Raw genomic sequence first — 17,085 nt, forward strand, 5'->3', positions numbered from 1 at the left:
CGGTCAGTCCTTCAGCTCCAGCACGGCGGGTACCCCCGCGCCGGGTGCCGGCGTGCCGTCCAGCTCGACGTCGTCGGCTATGCGGCCGTCGAAGAAGCTGATGACCCGGTCCGCCGCACTCGCGAGGCGTGCGTCGTGCGTGACCAGGAGGATCGTCTGCCCCCGCCGGTGGAAACGGGACAGCACCCGGGTCACCTCACGGGTGCCCTTGCTGTCCAGACTGCCCGCGGGCTCGTCGGCCAGCAGCAGCGGGGGACGGTTCACCAGGGCCCGGGCGAGCGCCACGCGCTGCTGCTCACCGCCGGAGAGTTCGCCCGGCATGCTGCGTTCCTTGCCGGTGAGCCCCAGCTCGGCCAGCAGCTCCTCGCGCTCGGCGCGCGCCCGCTTGGCGGAGACCCCGGCCAAAAGCGCCGGCAGTTCCACGTTGTCCGCGACGGACAGGTCCGAGACCAGATTGAAGAACTGGAACACGATGCCGATACGGCGTCGGCGCTCCACGGCCCAGCGCGCCTCGCTGTAGCCGTCGGTGCGCTCGCCGCCCAGCCAGACGCTGCCGCTGTCCGGCCGCTGCAGCCCGCCCAGCAGATGCAGCAACGTCGACTTGCCCGCCCCGGACGGACCGGTGACGGCCACGAACTCGCCCTCGCGCACACACAGGTCCACACCGCGCACGGCATGGGCGGGCGCGCCCTGTCCGTGATGGGTCTTGACGAGGCCCTCGGCCCGCAGCACTGGGATGGGGGCGTCGCTCACCGAGGCTCCTCCAGTTCCTCCTGGCAGCGCTCCAGCCAGTCGAGGTCGGCCTGGAGGTGCAGCATGGCGCCCTCGATCAGCAGCCGGGAGACACGGTTGTCCCGGCCGTTCTCGGCTGTGGAGAGCTTCGACAGATTGCGCATGGTGTTCAGGTAGTGGCGCCGTTGTCTGTTGATCAGGGCGATCTGGTCGGCGAGACCGGTCTGCGGGGCGAGCGCGAGCTTCATGAAGAACTCGTCCCGGACCCGCGGCTCGTCCCCCGTCTCCTCGTACCAGGCGCGCAGCGCCTCCCGCCCGGCGTCGGTGAGGTGGTAGATCTTCTTGTTGGGCCGGCTCGACTGCTCGACCTCCTCGCCCTCGATCAGGCCCGACTTCTCGAGGCGGCCGAGGGTCACATAGATCTGGCCGACGTTCGGCTGAGGGTACGCGGCGCCCAGCAGTTGCTCAAGGTCCTGCTTGAGCTCGTAGCCGTGGGCCGGGCCGCGCGCCAGCAGGGCCAGGAGGGGCAGGCGCACTCGAGCTGTCCTCCTCGCAGCCTCGTATTGTGTTCCAGGCCCTAGTATCGCCCATACCTAACAGGTATACATGGCCTCTGACTCCGGGCGACGGTGCCCGGCGCCGGTGTACAGGGAGGAACCTATGCGGTGGATACGCGCCGCCGGTAGGGGCCTTCTCGTCCTCGCGGTCGTTCTGGCCGGTTACGGTGCCTCCGGTGCCCAGGCCGACGGCGGGCTCAGGGGCAGGGGTCCGCTGACCCTCGCCACCGCGGGCGACCTCACCGGCTATCTCGGACCGCTCCTCGCGGGCTGGAACCGCGCTCACCCAGGCGAGAGGGTCACCCTCGTCGAGCTGCCGGACTCCGCCGACGAGACCCGCGCCCAGATGATCACCGATCTGCGTGCCGGTGAACGCGGCCGCTTCGACGTGCTCAACATCGACGTCACCTGGACCTCGGAGTTTGCCGCCGCCGACTGGATCCGCCCGCTGCCGAGGAACCGCTTCCCTCTCGGCAGCTTCCTCCCGCCGGTCGTCGACACGGCGACGTACGACGGGCAGCTCTACGCCGTCCCCTACGTCACCAACGCCGGCCTGCTCCTCTACCGCGCGGACGTCCTCGCGAAGGAGGGAGTCCCGCCGCCCCGCACCTGGGCCGAACTGGAGCGGTACGCGAAGACCATCGCGCCCCGGCACGGACTCGACGGCTACGCGGGCCAGTTCCTGCCCTACGAGGGCCTCACCGTCAACGCGGCCGAGGCCGTGTACTCGGCGGGCGGCACCATCCTCGGCGACGAGGGCGAACGCGTCACCGTCGGCTCGGCGGCACGCGAGGGGATCGGCTTCCTCGCCCGCGGTGTGCGCGAGGGCTGGATTCCCCGGGAGGCGCTGGAGTACAAGGAGGAGGAGTCCAAGCAGGCGTTCCAGGACGGCCGGCTGCTCTTCCTGCGCAACTGGCCCTACGCCTACGTCGGCGCCTCCGCCGAGGGCTCCGCGGTCGCCGGGAAGATCGGCGCCGTGCCGCTGCCCGGTCCGGACGGGCCCGGCACCAGTGTGCTCGGCGGCTCCAACCTGGCCGTCAGCTCCCACGCCGAGCACCCCGACACCGCCGCGCGCCTGATCGCCTACCTCACCGGCGAGCGCGCCCAACGCCAGGTCCTCACCCGGGGCGCGCTGCCTCCCGTACGCGCGGAGCTGTACGAGGATCCGGAACTGGTGCGGGAGTTCCCCTACCTGCCGACGCTGCGCGCGAGCGTCCTCGCGGCGGAGCCCCGCCCGAAGAGTCCGCGGTACGACCAGGTCAGCATGGTCGTCCAGGCGGTCGTGCACGACGCGATGGCCGGACACCGGCCGCCCGAGGCGTCGGTGCGACGACTCACCCGCGAACTCGCGGCGATCTCCCGGGGCTAGTCCCTCCCCGACCCCCCTAGTTACTTGTTAGGTAACGCGCACGTCTCATATGGCATTCGGTTGACCTGATAAGTCCGTATTTGGATACCCAACTTCTCGGTAGCTTCCGTCGACTCGTTGACACCTCCGCGACATGTCTACCTAACATGCATGCATAACCGCTAGGGCGGGAAGGCACGCACAGACAGGTCAACGGGTGAGCTTCAAGCACATCGACACACGTCGCTGGTGGCGCGACGCAGTGATCTACCAGGTGTACGTCCGCAGCTTCCTCGACAGCACGGGCGACGGCGTCGGCGACCTCGCCGGGGTCAGGGCCGGACTGCCCTACCTGAGGAAGCTGGGCGTCGACGGGATCTGGCTGAGCCCCTTCTACCCCTCGCCGCAGCACGACCACGGCTACGACGTAGCCGACTACCGCGACGTCGACCCGCTCTTCGGCGACCTCGCCGAGTTCGACCTGCTGGTGGCGGACGCCCGGCGGCTGGGCATCAAGGTCCTGCTCGACATCGTCCCCAACCACTGCTCCAGCGAGCACCCCTGGTTCCGCGAGGCGCTCGCCGCACCGCCCGGCAGCCCGGCCCGCTCCCGCTTCCACTTCGCCGACGGCCGGGGACCGGACGGGACCGAACCGCCCAACAACTGGCACGCCATGTTCGGCGGCCCCGCCTGGTCCCGCGTCACCGAGGCCGACGGCCGCCCCGGCCAGTGGTACCTGCACATGTTCACGCCCGAGCAGCCCGACTGGAACTGGCGTGACCCCGAGGTCGGCGCGTACTTCGACGGCGTCCTGCGCTTCTGGCTCGACCGGGGCGTCGACGGTTTCCGCATCGACGTCGCCGCGGGCCTCTTCAAACACCCCGAGCTGCCCGACTCCCCGGACCCCGAGGCCGACGCCCGCACCCGCGACTCGGTCAACCCGCTCGCCTGGAACCAGCCCGAGGTCCATGACGTCTGGCGGCACTGGCGCTCGGTGTGCGAGGAGTACACGGCGCACGACGGCCGCGAACGGCTGCTGGTCGGCGAGGTCTCCGTCCCGACGGCACGCGAACACGCCCGGTACGTCCGCCCCGACGAACTGCACCAGGCCTTCTTCTTCGACCTGTTGAGCGCCTCCTGGGACGCCGACGCCTTCCGCAAGGTCATCAGCGAGGCCATGGAGGACATCGCCGGCACCGGTTCCACCGTCACCTGGGTCCTGAACAACCACGACCAGGTCCGCACCGTCACCCGCTATGGCGAACCGGCCACCGAGGGCAGCGGACTCGGCGCCGCCCGCGCCCGCGCGGCCGCCCTGCTGATGCTGGCCCTGCCCGGCGCGGCGTACATCTACCAGGGCGAGGAGCTGGGCCTGCCCGAGGTGGTCGACCTGCCCGACGACGTGCTCACCGACCCGATCTTCCGGCGCACCGGAAGCCGCGCCCGCATCCGCGACGGTTGCCGCGTCCCGCTGCCGTGGTCCGGACAGGCCTCACCCTTCGGCTTCACCTCCGGGGTGGAGGGCGCCAAGCCCTGGCTGCCGCAGCCCGACTACTTCGCCGAGTACGCCACCGACCGGGCCCTCGCCGACACCCGCTCCTTCTGGCACCTGTACCGCGACGGACTCCAACTGCGCGCGGCCCTGCCGCAGTTGGGCGAGGGCACGCTGCGCTGGCTCGACACCCAGCCCGGGGTCCTCGGCTTCGTCCGCGGCGACGGCCTGGTCTGCGCGGTCAACTTCGGTACGGCACCCGCGCCGGCACCCGTCCCCGGCACCCCTCTGCTGTCCAGCGGCCCGTGCCCGGCCGGGGTCCTCCCCGGCGCCACGGCCGCCTGGTGGATCGGCGACGACACCGACTCCTGAGCCCCACACCCCCGCCACGCCATCACCTTGCGACACCTTCCGAAGGGACATCGACGATGATGCGACCACGTACCACCCTGCCCGCGAGCTGTACCGCCCTCGTCCTCGCACTGGCGCTCGGCGCCACCGCCTGCGGAGGAGGGGATCCCGTCGCGGCGGGCGGCGGGGACAAGCCGCTCACCGGCCAGACCGTCTCCGTGGCCGGCGTCTGGTCCGGCACCGAGCAGAAGAACTTCCAGAAGGTCCTGGACGCCTTCACCGAGAAGACCGGCGCCAAGACCCAGTTCGTGTCCACCGGCGACAACGTCTCCACGGTCGTCGGCAGCAAGATCGAGGGCGGCAACGCCCCCGACGTGGTGATGGTCCCGCAGGTCGGCGTGCTCCAGCAGTTCGCCGAGGCGGGCTGGCTCAAGCCGCTGTCCGCCGCCGCCACCAAGTCCGTCGACGCCCACTACGCCGACGTCTGGAAGGACTACGGCAGCGTCGACGACACCCTCTACGGCCTGTACTTCAAGGCGGCCCACAAGTCGACCGTCTGGTACAGCCCCGACGCCCTCGACCAGGCGGGTGTCCAGCCGCCGAAGACGTACGACGAGATGCTGAAGGCCGGGCGGACCGTGTCCGACTCGGGTCTCGCCGCCTTCTCCGTCGCCGGACAGGACGGCTGGACGCTCACCGACTGGTTCGAGAACGTCTACCTCTCCCAGGCCGGCCCCGAGAAGTACGACGCCCTCGCCGCGCATGAGCTGAAGTGGACCGACCAGAGCGTGGTCGACGCACTCACCACCCTCGGTGAGCTCTTCGCGGACAAGCAGCTCCTGGCCGGCGGACAGAAGGGCGCCCTGAACACCGACTTCCCCGGCTCCGTCGAGAAGGTCTTCGGCCCCGAGCCCGAGGCCGGCATGGTCTACGAGGGCGACTTCGTCGCCGGCGTCGCCAAGGACCAGTTCGGCCGGAAGATCGGCGAGGACGCGGACTTCTTCCCCTTCCCGCCCGTCGGCGGCGGGACGGCGCCCGTGGTCAGCGGCGGTGACGCGGCCGTCGTCCTGAAGGACGGCAAGAACACCAAGGCCGGCATGGCGCTCCTGGAGTACCTGGCCACCCCCGAGGCCGCCGCCGTGTGGGCGGAGGCGGGCGGCTTCCTGTCCCCGAACAAGGGGCTCGACCTCTCCTCCTACGGCGACGACGTCACCCGCACGACCGCCAAGTCCCTGATCGCGGCCGGGGATTCGGTCCGCTTCGACATGTCCGACCAGGCACCGGCCGCGTTCGGCGGCACGAAGGGCGCGGGGGAGTGGAAGATCCTCCAGGACTTCCTGCGTGACCCCTCCGACCCGAAGGCGACCGCGAACCGGCTGGAGAACGCCGCGGCCAAGGCCTACGAGGACTGACCGCGATGACCGCCACACTCACGAAGGTGGCGCCTCCGCCCGCCGCCGGAAGCACCGCCCCCGAGCGGCGCTCCCGGCGGCGGGGCCGGATCGTCGCCCTGCTCTTCGTCCTGCCCGCGCTGCTCCTGCTCGGCGCCCTCGTCCTCTATCCGGTGCTGTTCTCGGTCGGCCGCAGCTTCTTCGACGCCTCCGGCACCCGGTTCGTGGGCGGCGACAACTACACCGAGATGTTCCGTGACCCGGCCACCCTCAAGGCCGTGCGCAACACCACCGTCTGGGTCGTGGTGGCGCCCGCCCTGCTCACCGGGCTGGGGCTGATCCTCGCGGTGCTGGTCGAGAAGGTCCGCTGGGCCACGGCGTTCAAGCTGCTGCTGTTCATGCCGATGGCCGTCTCCTTCCTCGCCGCCGGCATCATCTTCCGGCTCGCCTACGACGAGGACCCCGACAAGGGCGTCCTCAACGCGGCGGTCGTCGGCATCCACGACGCCTTCCGGGGCACCTCCTCGTACCCGACGGCCCGCGCCCGTGACGACCAGGGCCTCACCGCGGGCGGCGACGGCTCGTACCGTACGACCGCGACCGTGTCGCCCGGCGACACGGTGGCCCTCGGCCTGGTCGGCGTCGCGCCGAAGGATCTCAAGGGCGCGGAGCCCGCCCACCCGGCGGCGGCCCGCGCGGCGGGCCCCGACGAACTGCGCGGCGTCGTCTACCTGGACTTCACCCCCGGCGGAGGAGGCACGCAGGGCGAGGTGGACCGCCGGGAGAGCGGTCTGCCGGAGATGAAGGTCGAGGCGGTGCGCGACGGGCGGACGGTCGCGACCACGACCACGGCGCCCGACGGCTCCTTCCGCTTCCCCGACCTGGCGGCGGGCTCCTACACCGTCACGCTCCCCGGCTCCAACTTCGCCCCGCCCTACGAGGGCATCTCCTGGCTCGGTCCGACACTTGTCACCCCGGCCGTCATCGGCGCCTACCTGTGGATCTGGACCGGCTTCGCGATGGTGCTGATCGGCGCCGGCCTGTCGACCCTGCCCCGGGACACGCTGGAGGCGGCGCGGATGGACGGCGCCAACGAGTGGCAGGTGTTCCGCCGGATCACGGTGCCGCTGCTGGCCCCGGTCCTGACCGTGGTCTTCGTGACCCTCGTCATCAACGTGATGAAGGTCTTCGACCTCGTCTACATCATCGCGCCCGGACCCGTGCAGGAGGACGCCACCGTGCTCGCCACCCAGATGTGGCTGGTGTCCTTCGGCGGCGGCAACGACCAGGGGCTCGGCAGCGCGCTCGGCGTCCTGCTCCTGCTGCTGGTCGTCCCCGCGATGGTCTTCAACGTCCGCCGTTTCAAAGGGAGTCAGCGATGAACGTCACCGCGCTCAGGCGGGCGCTCGGCAACAGTCTCGTCCAGGCCTTCCTCGTGGTCGTCGGCCTGATCTGGCTCACCCCGCTCGCCGGACTGCTCCTGTCCTCCCTCCGGTCCACCGAGGACACGGCCAGGGGCGGCTGGTGGACGGCGCTCTCCAGTCCCGGCCAGCTGTCGTTCGACAACTACTCGGCGCTGCTGGGCAATTCCGGCATCACCCGGGCGTTCTGGAACACGGTCCTGATCTCGGTGCCCACGACCGTCCTCGTCGTCGTCATCGCGGCCCTCGCCGGATATGCCTTCGCCTGGCTGGACTTCCCCGGCCGTGACCCGCTCTTCCTGCTGGTGGTCGCCCTGTTGGTGGTGCCCGTGCAGATCGGCCTGCTGCCGGTGGCCAAACTCTTCGGCCAGCTGGGACTGTTCGGCACCATCCCGGGGGTCGTCCTCTTCCATGTCTCCTACGGGCTGCCGTTCGCGATCTTCCTGCTGCGGAACTACTTCGCCGAGATGCCGAAGGAGATGCTGGAGGCGGCCCGGATGGACGGGGGCGGCGAGTGGCGCATCTTCACCGGTCTCGTCCTGCCCGTGGGACGGCCGGCCCTCGCGAGCCTCGCCATCTTCCAGTTCCTGTGGGTGTGGAACGACATGCTGGTGGCGCTGCTGTTCGCCGACAGCTCGGCACAGCCGCTGACCGTGGAACTCCAGTCACAGATACGGCAGTTCGGCAGCAACATCGACGTCCTGGCCCCGGGTGCCTTCCTCTCCCTGATCGTGCCGGTCGCCGTGTTCTTCGCCTTCCAGCGGCACTTCGTCCAGGGGGTGATGGCGGGTTCGGTGAAGTAGCCCCGGTGGCACGCCGCCGTACGTGACGCGCTCCCGACTTGCCCACGGGAAGTCGGGAGACGGTTTTCCACGCCTGCATTGACATGTTCACGGTTGATTTCTATGGTCCGGACCAAGCTTCTGTATTCGGAACGACGTTCTCATTCATGAACGAATTTCCCTGAACGGAAGAGGTCACCGGATGTCACGCACCAGAACCGCCCTGCTCGCTGTACTCGCCCTGCTGACTGGGCTGTTGAGCGTTCAGTTCACCGGCCCCGCCCCGCGCGCGACCGCCGCACCAGCCGCCTTCACCCATCCGGGAGTGCTGGTGAGCCGGGGTCAGCTCGACCACGCCCGGTCGAAGGTGCAGGCCGGCCAACAGCCGTGGAAGGCCGCCTACGACGCCATGATGGCCAGCTCCTACGCCTCGCTGACGCGTGCCGCCAAACCGCGGCCCGTCGTGGAGTGCGGCTCCTCCTCCAACCCCAACAACGGCTGCACCGACGAGCGCCAGGACGCCCTCGCGGCCTACACCCAGGCCCTCGCCTGGTACTTCACCCGGGACAGCCGGTACGCCAGGAAGTCGATCGAGATCATGGACGCCTGGTCCGCGACCATCACCGACCACACCAACAGCAACGCCCCGCTGCAGACCGGCTGGGCGGGTGCCACCTGGCCACGCGCCGCCGAGATCATCAAGTACACCTACGACGGCGGCTGGCCGGGCTCGGGCCGCTTCGCGACCATGCTGCGCGACGTGTACCTCCCCGAGGTCATCAACGGCGCGGCGACCAAGAACGGCAACTGGGAACTGGTCATGACCGAGGCCGCGCTCGGCATCTCCGTCTTCATCGAGGACCGTGCCGCCTACGACAAGGCCGTCGCCACCTATCTCGCCCGCGTCCCGGCGTACGTCTATCTGAACAGCGACGGCGACCTGCCCGAGCCGCCCCCGCGCAGCAGCATCGACACCAGCGCCGAGATCATCAAGTACTGGCAGGGGCAGAGCACCTTCACCGACGGCCTCTCGCAGGAGACCTGCCGCGACTTCGGGCACACCGGCTGGGGCATCGCCTCCCTCGCGAACATCGCGGAGACCAGCCGCATCCAGGGCCAGGACCTCTACCCCAGGATCCAGGACCGGCTGCGCCACGCCCTGGGCTTCCACACGTCCTACGAGAACGGCACCGCCGTACCCTCCTGGCTGTGCGGCGGCTCCGTCGACAAGGGGCTCGGCCGGGTCACCGAGATCGGCTTCAACGCCCTCCACCACCGCCTCGGCATCGCGATGTCCCACACCCAGAAGTACACCGAGGCGCGCCGACCGTCGGGCACGGACAACTACTTCAACGCCTGGGCGACGCTCACTCACGCGGGCAACCCCAACTGAGCGACGTGCGCCGATGGTTGGCGGCCTGGCTGGGTCCGTGCCGCGCGGTGAGGTGATCTGCGCCTCACGAGCAACCCTCCCGGCGCGCACGGCATCTTGATCGGTGACGGACGCCGCCCCGGCTCCCGGGGCGGCGTCGATTTTCGCACCCTATACATGCCGTGTATACGCAGCGTGTATAGGGTGCATCCAACGAAAGGGTTCCATGTACGGCAAGGCCTTCGCGCCCGAATACCAAGGCGCTCTGACCACCCTGTCCGTGAATTCCTCGCTGACCGAGGTACTGGCCGCCGGCACACGGCAGTTGAGAGAGGCCGAGCGCGCCGGGGAGCACGGCGAGGCGGCACGCTCCGGGCTCGCCGTGGCCGAGGCGCACCGTCGGCTGGGGCAGATCGCGGAGGCCGACCGGGCGTGGAAGGCGAGTTACCGTGCGGCCAGAGCGGTGGGGGACGAGGGAGCGATGGCCTGGGCCCTGTGGAGCGGCGGCACACTGGCCCGGCAACGGGGCTCGTTCGCCCTGGCCCGGCGGCTGCTCGGACTGGCGGCCGAGGTGGGTGAACGGGGAGGCGACGTCGTCGTGCGCGGCTACTCCCTCGCGGGGCTGGCCGAGACGGGCAGGATCCAGGGCGACTACGAGGCCGTCGCCCAGCTGTACGAACAACTGCTGGCCGAGGCCCGGCGACGAGGGGAGGCGCGCCACACGGTGTGGGCGCTGGAGGGCATCGCGCAGATCCACCGCCAGCGGGGGGCGTACGACAGCGCCTACGCGATGTTCGAAGAGGCGGCCCAGATAGCCGAGGGGGCCGACGACCGGCGCGGCCACGCCTGGGCACTGCGCGGGCTCGCCGACATCGTCTCGGCGCGGGACGGGGACGTCGAGCGGGCGCTCGCCCTGCTGTCGGAGGCCGAGGTGATCTGCCGGGCGATGCGGCTGTCCAGCGCGCTGGCCTACAACCACAAGATGCGGGGCAACGTCCTCTACCGGGCGGGGCGGCACGCCGAGGCGCGGGACACGTACGAGCTGGCACTCGCGGAGTTCCGCGAGATGAGCGAGCCGCGCGGGGAGGCGCTGTCCAGGCTGGGCCTGGTCAAGTCCCTCGCCCGACTGGGCTGGAACCGTACCGAGACCGCGTCGGAACTGGCCGACCTGGCACGGGAGTTGGACCGGATCGGGCTCCGGCACGCGCGGCAGATGGTGGCACGGGCACGGGAAGAGCTCGGCCTGCGGGACGAGGACGAACGCGTTACCCGGGACGAGGGCGAACGCGGTCCGCGGGACCAGGGCGAACACGTCATGCGGGACCATGGCGCACTCCCCGCACACGAGCAGGCGCGTCCAGGCGGCAGGGCGCAGCGCGGCGAGCGGGCCGCCGAGCGCGGTGTCCGGGCGGAGGCCGTACGGTGACCCCGGTCTCCTCGGCGTTGCGGGCGCAGACAGACGTTCCCCTCGTGCTGGAACGCTGCCGCGAGCTGGTGCGGCCCGCCCTGCGGGACGCGGTCGGGCGGATGCACCCCTGGGTGGGCGAGATGGCTGCGTACTCCTTCGGCTGGTGCGAGGTGGGCGGCGCCCCGGCCCCCGCCGCCGCGTCCGGGGGCAAGGGGGTGCGGCAGGCACTGGCCGTGCTCGGCGCCGAGGCGGTGGGCGCCGCCGGGCGGACCGGGGTGCCCGCGGCGGTCGCGGTGGAGTTGGTGCACACCTTCTCGCTGATGCACGACGACATCATGGACGGCGACGCGGCCCGGCGCCGCCGCCCCGCCGTCTGGGCGGCATATGGCACGGGGCCCGCCGTCCTCGCGGGCGACGCCCTGTTCGCGCTGGCCGTCGAGACGCTCGCGGCCACCGGGGCGGGTGCCTCCGCGCTGCGCCTGCTGTCGGCGGCGCTGGGCGACCTGGTGCACGGTCAGGCCGAGGACCTGCTGTTCGCCGCGCGTCCCTGGACGGGGCCCGAGCGAGTGCGTCCCGCGGAGTACCGGGCGATGGCCGAGGGCAAGACCGGGGCGCTGCTCGGCAGCGCGGCCGCACTCGGCGCGCTGCTGGGCGGAGGCCCGCCGCACGTGGTCTCGGCGCTCGACCGAGCCGGCCGCCGTCTCGGCCTGGCGTTCCAGATCGTCGACGATGTGCTGGGCATCTGGGGCGACCCCGAAGTCACCGGCAAACCCGTGCACGGCGATCTCCGGGAGCACAAGAAGACCTTCCCCGTCCTGGCCGCGCTCGATTCCCCGTCCACCGAAGCCCGGCGTCTGGCCGTGCTGCTGCGGTCGGGGGCGGACCCCGAGGAGGCGGCCGGCCTCGTCGAGGCGGCGGGCGGCAGGACGGCGGCTCTGGACGAGGCACGGGCGCACATCGCGGCAGCGGACGTCGCGCTGGCCGGCGTCCTGCCGGAGGGCGGAGCCGGGGACGAACTGCGGGCGCTGTCGGCGTATCTGGTGCAGCGCGACCTCTGAGCAGCGGGGCCGCGCCCCCGGCGGCCCCGGCCGGACCGGTGCGCGCGGCAACTCGCACCGTACTGCGGTGTGTTCTCCACTGGTGACCGGTGAGGCGGCGAGGGATGCGGGTACACGGGGCGCCATGACGCCGAGAGCAGACCAGCCGAGAAAAGACCAGCCGAGAGAAGACCACCTGATGCCGCCGCCGGTCGTGCGGCAACTGCGACGAATCCGGGCTTTCTACGCGACCGCCGCGTTCCTGTGGGCGGTGTCGGCGGCCGGGGAGGGGTGGACGCGTCCCGGGAGCCGGCCCATGTGGGTGTCCGTGCTCCTACTGGTGGTCTTCACGGGGCTGTTGGCCGTGACGTCCCTGTGGTTGCGGCGTCATCGGACCGCCGAAGCGGTTCCGACTCTCCTCCGGGTCCCTCACCCGCAGCCTGCCGCCGGGTGCCGACGGCCTGGCTGAGAACGAACCCGTCCGCCGAAACCCCTTCAGCGGCAGCCCGAGATCGCGGTACGTGTGCTGGTGCCCGAGGCTCCGACGACGAGCGGCGCCCGGATCGACAACCCGAATGGACACCATGAACACGGCCCCCACCGAGGATCATCCGCCCTCCTGCCGCGACCTCCGCGGCCGAGGGTCTGCTGCGCAGGGACGAGTCCGGCACCGTCTACGAGCCTGTCTGACGGGCTCGGCCGAGGCGGGCGAGGCGGCGCAGCAGGGGGCCTCGGGCGCCGTCGGGGACGGTCCACAGTGTCTGGCCCCGGACTCCCCACCGCTCCAGCAGCGCGTTGGCGGCCAGGAATCCGCTCGTGGCCGCCCGTTCCATGAGGGCCACCGGGAGGCCGGTGCGGACCAGGTCCCCGGCGACCACCAGAGCGGGATCGCTGGTGCGCACCGTGGGCCGGTCGTCGTACCCGCCCACCGGGAACAGCGGGCAGTCGGCACGCCACTCGTGCCGTTCGTCCAGCACCCTCGCCGCACGCGTCTCGGGATACACCCGGTGCAACTGCTCCAGCAGACGCTTCTGTTCGACGTCGCGGGGCGAGCGGTCGGACAGGGCGTAGGCGTGCAGTTCCACGACGGATCCGCCGGCGCGGCGGGCCCAGCGCGCGGCCTCGCCCTCCCAGCGGTCGAGCACGCTGACGTTGTCGAGCGTGCCGTAGCCGGCGGTGCCCAGAAAGCCGGAACGGCCGGCGGCGACGGGGCGGTCCAGCCACAGGCGGGACACCAGGAAGGGCGGCGCGCTCCGCAGCGCCGCCACCCGCTCGCGCCATGCGGCGTCCGCCAGCTGGGGGGAGCGCTGGACGAGGGAACGGAGGCCGGACGTGTCCAGGGCCAGGACGACCGCGTCGTACCGTCGTTCCTCCTGGCCGGCGGCGACGAGGAAACCGCCGTCGGGCAGGGGCTCGACCGCCTCCACCGGGGTGCTGGTGCGCAGGTCGGCCCCGTGGCCGCGCAGATAGGCGGCGAGGGGGTTCCACAGCGCGGTGGGGAAGGGCTCGTTCGGGACGTCGAACAGGAGTCCTTCCGCCGAGCCGAGGAAGTAGATGTGGAACATCAGGACCATCTCGGCGGCGGACAGTTCGCGCGGATCGGCGAAGAAGCTGCGGGAGAACACTTCGAACGCGAGGTGCCGCGCGGCCTCGGGGAAACGGATCGCGTCCAGGTAGTCACGGGCACTGACGTCGTCGAGCCGGTTGTGGACCTCGGGGACCCGCACGTCCAGAAGAGGCAGCGCGGCGAACGGATCCATCCGGAGCAGGTCCCGCAGCCCGAAGGAGGGGCTCAGCGCGACGAATCCCAGAGCACTCCACGGTGGGGTGCGCGGCACATGCCGGAAACCGTCGTGGAGACCGTCGACGTGGCGGAGGGGGTAGTCGGGCAGTGCCCGCAGGCGGGTCAGGCCGGGGTCGGTCCGGCGCAGCAGTCCGCGCAGGTTGTAGTACTGCCGGAAGAACGCGTGGAAGCCGCGGCTCATGGTGACGGTCGTCCCGTCGGACAGGACCGTCGGCCAGCCGGCCAGGCGTCCGCCGAGGGTCGCCTCCCGTTCGTGGAGGGTGACCCGCACCCCGCGTTCGGCGAGCGCCGTCGCGGCCGCCAGCCCGGCGATACCGCCGCCGACGACAGCGGCCGTCGGAGGCCGCTCGCCCATGCAGCGCGGCGCGCCCGGTACGGCGTTCACCCTGCGGACCCGCCGGTCCCTGCCCGGCCTCAACGGGTCGATGCCCCCGCGCGCCCTCATCGGCCGTCCCCCGCGGCGGCCGGCCGGCGGCCGACGATCGTGTGCGTGACGCCGGTCTGCCAGCCGGGCAGCGGCAGCACCCGCACGGCTTCGAAGCCATGGGAGCGGACCCGCGCGGCGAAGTCGTCGGCGGTGTCGAACTCCACCACGCTGCGCCACAGATGGCGGTAGAGGTCGCCGTCGCCGAGGACGGTGGCGACGGGCAGGACCAGGCCACGGCACACCCCCGTCCACACGGCGCGGTGCACGGTCCGGCCGCTGAGGGTGTACTCGTGCACCGCGAGGCGGCCCCGAGGGGCCAGGAGGTCGCGGACGGTCGACAGGACGCGGCCGGGATCGGTGACGTTTCGGAAGAGATAGGCGGCGAACACGGCGTCGAACGGCCCCTCCACACCGGCCTCCGCCAGCCGTTCGGCGGGCGCGTGCACGAAGCTCACCCCCTCGCGCCAGGGCTTGCGGGCCGCACGCTCCAGCATGCCCGCCGAGGCGTCCACCGCCGTGATCTCGGCCTCGGGGAGCACGGAGGCGAGTGCGGCGGTCGACGCGCCGGTCCCGCAGCCGAGGTCGAGCACGCGCAGACCGGCCCCCCGCCGGGGCAGCCCGAGGCGGCGCGCCGAGCGGCGCAGGTGGCCGTGGTAGCCGGGATTGGCGGACACCAGTGTGTCGTAGCTGCGCGAGGCGTGGTCGAACGCGGCGGCCAGGTCCTCGTCGCGGAGCAGCGTCATGGGATCTCCTCGGTCTGGTGCACGGAAGGGCGCCGTGCCGGTCAGGGACGGCCGGGGTCGTGGCCCGGGAACGGCCCGCCGGAGAAGGGCTGTTCGGCGGGTCCGCGGGGCAGCCAGGACAGCTCCAGCGCGGAGCGGAGCATCGGCAGCACGGGCGTGCGCAGGCCGAGGGCGAGGTCCTCGTGGAGGCGGGTCCCCCCGTCCAGGAACCGCAGCAGCCGTTCCGCCGGAACCCGTGAGAACAGCCGGGTGAAGAAGGCGGCGCCGTCGACCCGCCCGCTGTCCAGGGCCCTCAGCAGCACCGCGTCCATCGCGCGCGAGCGGGCCGGGTGGGCGGGGGGAGGCTCCGGGGTGCGGCCCGCGCGCAGTGCGGCGGCGATCGCCCGTGTCTGCCGCTGGATCGCGGAGAACGTATAGCCCGTGGACGGCCGTGTGGCGCCCCCGGCCATGCCGATACGGAACACCGAAGGCCCCGACCGGCGGGCGAAGCGCGCGTCGGTCATGGGGATCACCCCGCTCTCCGTACCGACGACCTCGAAGCCGCGCAGACCCAGCACCTCCTCGCTGTAGCGGCGCAGCGCGGTGTCGTAGGTGTCGCGCGGCAGGACCGCACCGGAGAACTCGGTGTACTCCACCAGCGCCCGGTCGCCGGCGGTGGGCAGGACATAGCCGAAGGCGAGACCGCCGGACGGCTGCGGCACCCGGAAGTCCATGAACTCCACCGTGCCGCCGTCGAACACCGGTTTCCCGGTGCGGACGAACCAGCCGTGGAAGTGCTGCAACAGGGTGGTGCGGGCGGCCGGCAGGCTCCCGAGGGGCCGGGAGTCGAAGACCCAGCGGGCGCGGACGGTCAGGAGCGAGCCTTCCCCGGAACGGGCGCGGACCACGGCCCCTCCGGCGACGCCGTCCACCGTCTCGACGGCCGCCTCCAGACGGCGGACCTCGTCGCCATGGGCCAGGTCGCGCGCGACGAGGTCCTCGAAGTCGTCGGAGCGGAGCATCTTGTAGGTCAGGGGCGCGATGTCCCGCTCGAGCTCCCGGCCCGCCGGGGTGTGCACGCGCAACCGCCGCCAGACGGCGCTGAGGGCGGCGTCGTACGGGCCGGGTCCCTTCTCCCAGAAGCACCAGGTGCGGCTCGGGGGACGCAGGGGGCCGGGGGGCGCGTCCAGCAGGATCACCGACAGGCGGGGGGCGCCGGGGGCGCGTCGTGACAGCCGGTGTGCCAGGGACAGGCCGGCCGCTCCCGCGCCCACGATGGCCACGTCGGCTTCCAGCACCTGCGGCTCCGTCCTTGTCGTTGCGTGCTCGGTGGTGTTCCCGGGCTCGGCGTCGTTGCGGGTTCGGTGTCGTGCCGGGTGCGGTGGCGTCCCGGGATGGTCGTGTGCTTCGGGGAAGTCTTCCGCGTCGGGGGCGGCCTCGGCGGCAGGCGCGACTCCCGTGTCACGCGGGGTGCTCCCGGATGCCTTCCTCTCGCAGACGATGGCCCAGTCGTCGCAGCCCGCGCCGCGCGTGGCTCTTGACGGTTCCCAGCGGCCAGCCGGTGACCTCGGCGATCTGTGTCTGCGTCAGGTCGTCGTAGAAGGCGAGGGTGAGCACCAGGCGCTGCGGGGCCGGGATCCGGGTGAACTCGCGGCCGATCAGGACCCGGTCCAGTACGGCGTCGGGCAGTGAGTCGGGGTTCGCGGGTGCCTCGGTCATGCGCGCTCCGGCCGCCGCCACGAGTTGGGCCCGCTGCGTGCGTGCCGTCAGGGCGTCGGCGATCTTGCGTCGGGTGATGCCGACGAGCCAGGCGCCGAGAGGGCCGCGCTCGGGGGCGTATCCGGCGCGACCGCGCCACGCGGCGAGGAACACCGACTGCCTGACGTCCTCCGCCTCCCGGGCGTCGCCGAGGGAGCGCCGGGCCAGGGTGAACACGAGCGGGCCCCAGCGGTGGTAGGCGGCGGTCAGGCTGCCCTCGTCCCCGGCGACGAAACCGGCGGCCAGGTCGTCGCACGCCGGGGAGTCCTCCGCCGGGGTCCCTGGCGGGACGGCGTCGTGACGGTGCCTGGTGGCCTGCTGTGCAGTCATGGCGTCTGCTCCTTGTGCGGGCTGTGGTCCGTCGCGCCCCATGGGGTGCCGGGCGAGCTGCGGGGCACCCGTCCCGTCGAGCCGGGTTGCCGGCGCCGGGCTCCCGCAGCTCCTCCACCCTGCGAGGACGGGCCCGAGGGAGACAACTTGCAT

General features: G+C 72.0%; 14 protein-coding genes. 8 read left to right on the forward strand and 6 right to left on the reverse strand.

The features are described 5' to 3' along the window. Positions 1-3 precede the first annotated feature (3 nt). Positions 4-753 (reverse strand): ABC transporter ATP-binding protein, encoded by a 750-nt coding sequence (locus PUR53_RS06415; protein WP_329907670.1) that lies wholly within the window; start codon positions 751-753, stop codon positions 4-6. After that, on the reverse strand, positions 750-1,268 hold the full coding sequence (locus PUR53_RS06420; protein ID WP_045561239.1) for a PadR family transcriptional regulator: 519 nt from the start codon (positions 1,266-1,268) through the stop codon (positions 750-752). The genes PUR53_RS06415 and PUR53_RS06420 overlap by 4 nt, the downstream gene beginning before the upstream one ends. A 124-nt stretch (positions 1,269-1,392) precedes the next feature. On the opposite strand from PUR53_RS06420, the gene PUR53_RS06425 reads away from it, so the two are divergent. The 8 genes from PUR53_RS06425 to PUR53_RS06460 all read left to right on the forward strand — a co-directional run bounded on the left by PUR53_RS06425 (position 1,393) and on the right by PUR53_RS06460 (position 11,912). Next, entirely contained in the window at positions 1,393-2,658 is a 1,266-nt protein-coding gene (locus PUR53_RS06425) for an ABC transporter substrate-binding protein (RefSeq protein WP_329896431.1), read from the forward strand. 196 nt (positions 2,659-2,854) lie between these two features. Further along, on the forward strand, positions 2,855-4,501 hold the full coding sequence (locus PUR53_RS06430; RefSeq protein ID WP_329896432.1) for a glycoside hydrolase family 13 protein: 1,647 nt from the start codon (positions 2,855-2,857) through the stop codon (positions 4,499-4,501). A 56-nt stretch (positions 4,502-4,557) separates the two neighbouring features. Next, positions 4,558-5,892 carry an ABC transporter substrate-binding protein gene (locus tag PUR53_RS06435; protein WP_329907672.1) on the forward strand — a complete coding sequence of 445 codons (1,335 nt, stop codon included), beginning with the start codon at positions 4,558-4,560 and terminating at the stop codon, positions 5,890-5,892. A 5-nt stretch (positions 5,893-5,897) separates the two neighbouring features. Next, complete coding sequence (locus PUR53_RS06440; RefSeq protein ID WP_329896434.1) at positions 5,898-7,253, forward strand: ABC transporter permease subunit; 1,356 nt, start codon at positions 5,898-5,900, stop codon at positions 7,251-7,253. Next, positions 7,250-8,095, forward strand: coding sequence for a carbohydrate ABC transporter permease (locus PUR53_RS06445; RefSeq protein ID WP_329896435.1), 846 nt, complete (start codon positions 7,250-7,252; stop codon positions 8,093-8,095). The genes PUR53_RS06440 and PUR53_RS06445 overlap by 4 nt, the downstream gene beginning before the upstream one ends. A 181-nt stretch (positions 8,096-8,276) precedes the next feature. After that, positions 8,277-9,467 carry an alginate lyase family protein gene (locus tag PUR53_RS06450; protein ID WP_329907673.1) on the forward strand — a complete coding sequence of 397 codons (1,191 nt, stop codon included), beginning with the start codon at positions 8,277-8,279 and terminating at the stop codon, positions 9,465-9,467. A 205-nt stretch (positions 9,468-9,672) separates the two neighbouring features. Then, on the forward strand, positions 9,673-10,872 hold the full coding sequence (locus PUR53_RS06455) for a tetratricopeptide repeat protein (RefSeq protein WP_329907674.1): 1,200 nt from the start codon (positions 9,673-9,675) through the stop codon (positions 10,870-10,872). Next, on the forward strand, positions 10,869-11,912 hold the full coding sequence (locus tag PUR53_RS06460) for a polyprenyl synthetase family protein (protein WP_329907675.1): 1,044 nt from the start codon (positions 10,869-10,871) through the stop codon (positions 11,910-11,912). The genes PUR53_RS06455 and PUR53_RS06460 overlap by 4 nt, the downstream gene beginning before the upstream one ends. 653 nt (positions 11,913-12,565) lie before the next feature. Here the strand turns inward: PUR53_RS06460 and PUR53_RS06465 are convergent. The 4 genes from PUR53_RS06465 to PUR53_RS06480 all read right to left on the reverse strand — a co-directional run bounded on the left by PUR53_RS06465 (position 12,566) and on the right by PUR53_RS06480 (position 16,932). Continuing rightward, positions 12,566-14,140 (reverse strand): FAD-dependent oxidoreductase, encoded by a 1,575-nt coding sequence (locus PUR53_RS06465; protein WP_329907676.1) that lies wholly within the window; start codon positions 14,138-14,140, stop codon positions 12,566-12,568. Further along, entirely contained in the window at positions 14,137-14,865 is a 729-nt protein-coding gene (locus PUR53_RS06470; RefSeq protein WP_329907678.1) for a class I SAM-dependent methyltransferase, read from the reverse strand. The genes PUR53_RS06465 and PUR53_RS06470 overlap by 4 nt, the downstream gene beginning before the upstream one ends. Positions 14,866-14,906: 41 nt before the next feature. Beyond that, positions 14,907-16,142 (reverse strand): lycopene cyclase family protein, encoded by a 1,236-nt coding sequence (locus tag PUR53_RS06475; protein WP_329907679.1) that lies wholly within the window; start codon positions 16,140-16,142, stop codon positions 14,907-14,909. A 163-nt stretch (positions 16,143-16,305) separates the two neighbouring features. Then, positions 16,306-16,932, reverse strand: coding sequence for an RNA polymerase sigma factor (locus PUR53_RS06480; RefSeq protein ID WP_329907680.1), 627 nt, complete (start codon positions 16,930-16,932; stop codon positions 16,306-16,308). Between the last annotated feature and the right edge of the window lie 153 nt (positions 16,933-17,085).

This window comes from Streptomyces sp. SP18BB07 (assembly GCF_036322545.1).
Lineage (GTDB): Bacteria > Actinomycetota > Actinomycetes > Streptomycetales > Streptomycetaceae > Streptomyces > Streptomyces deccanensis.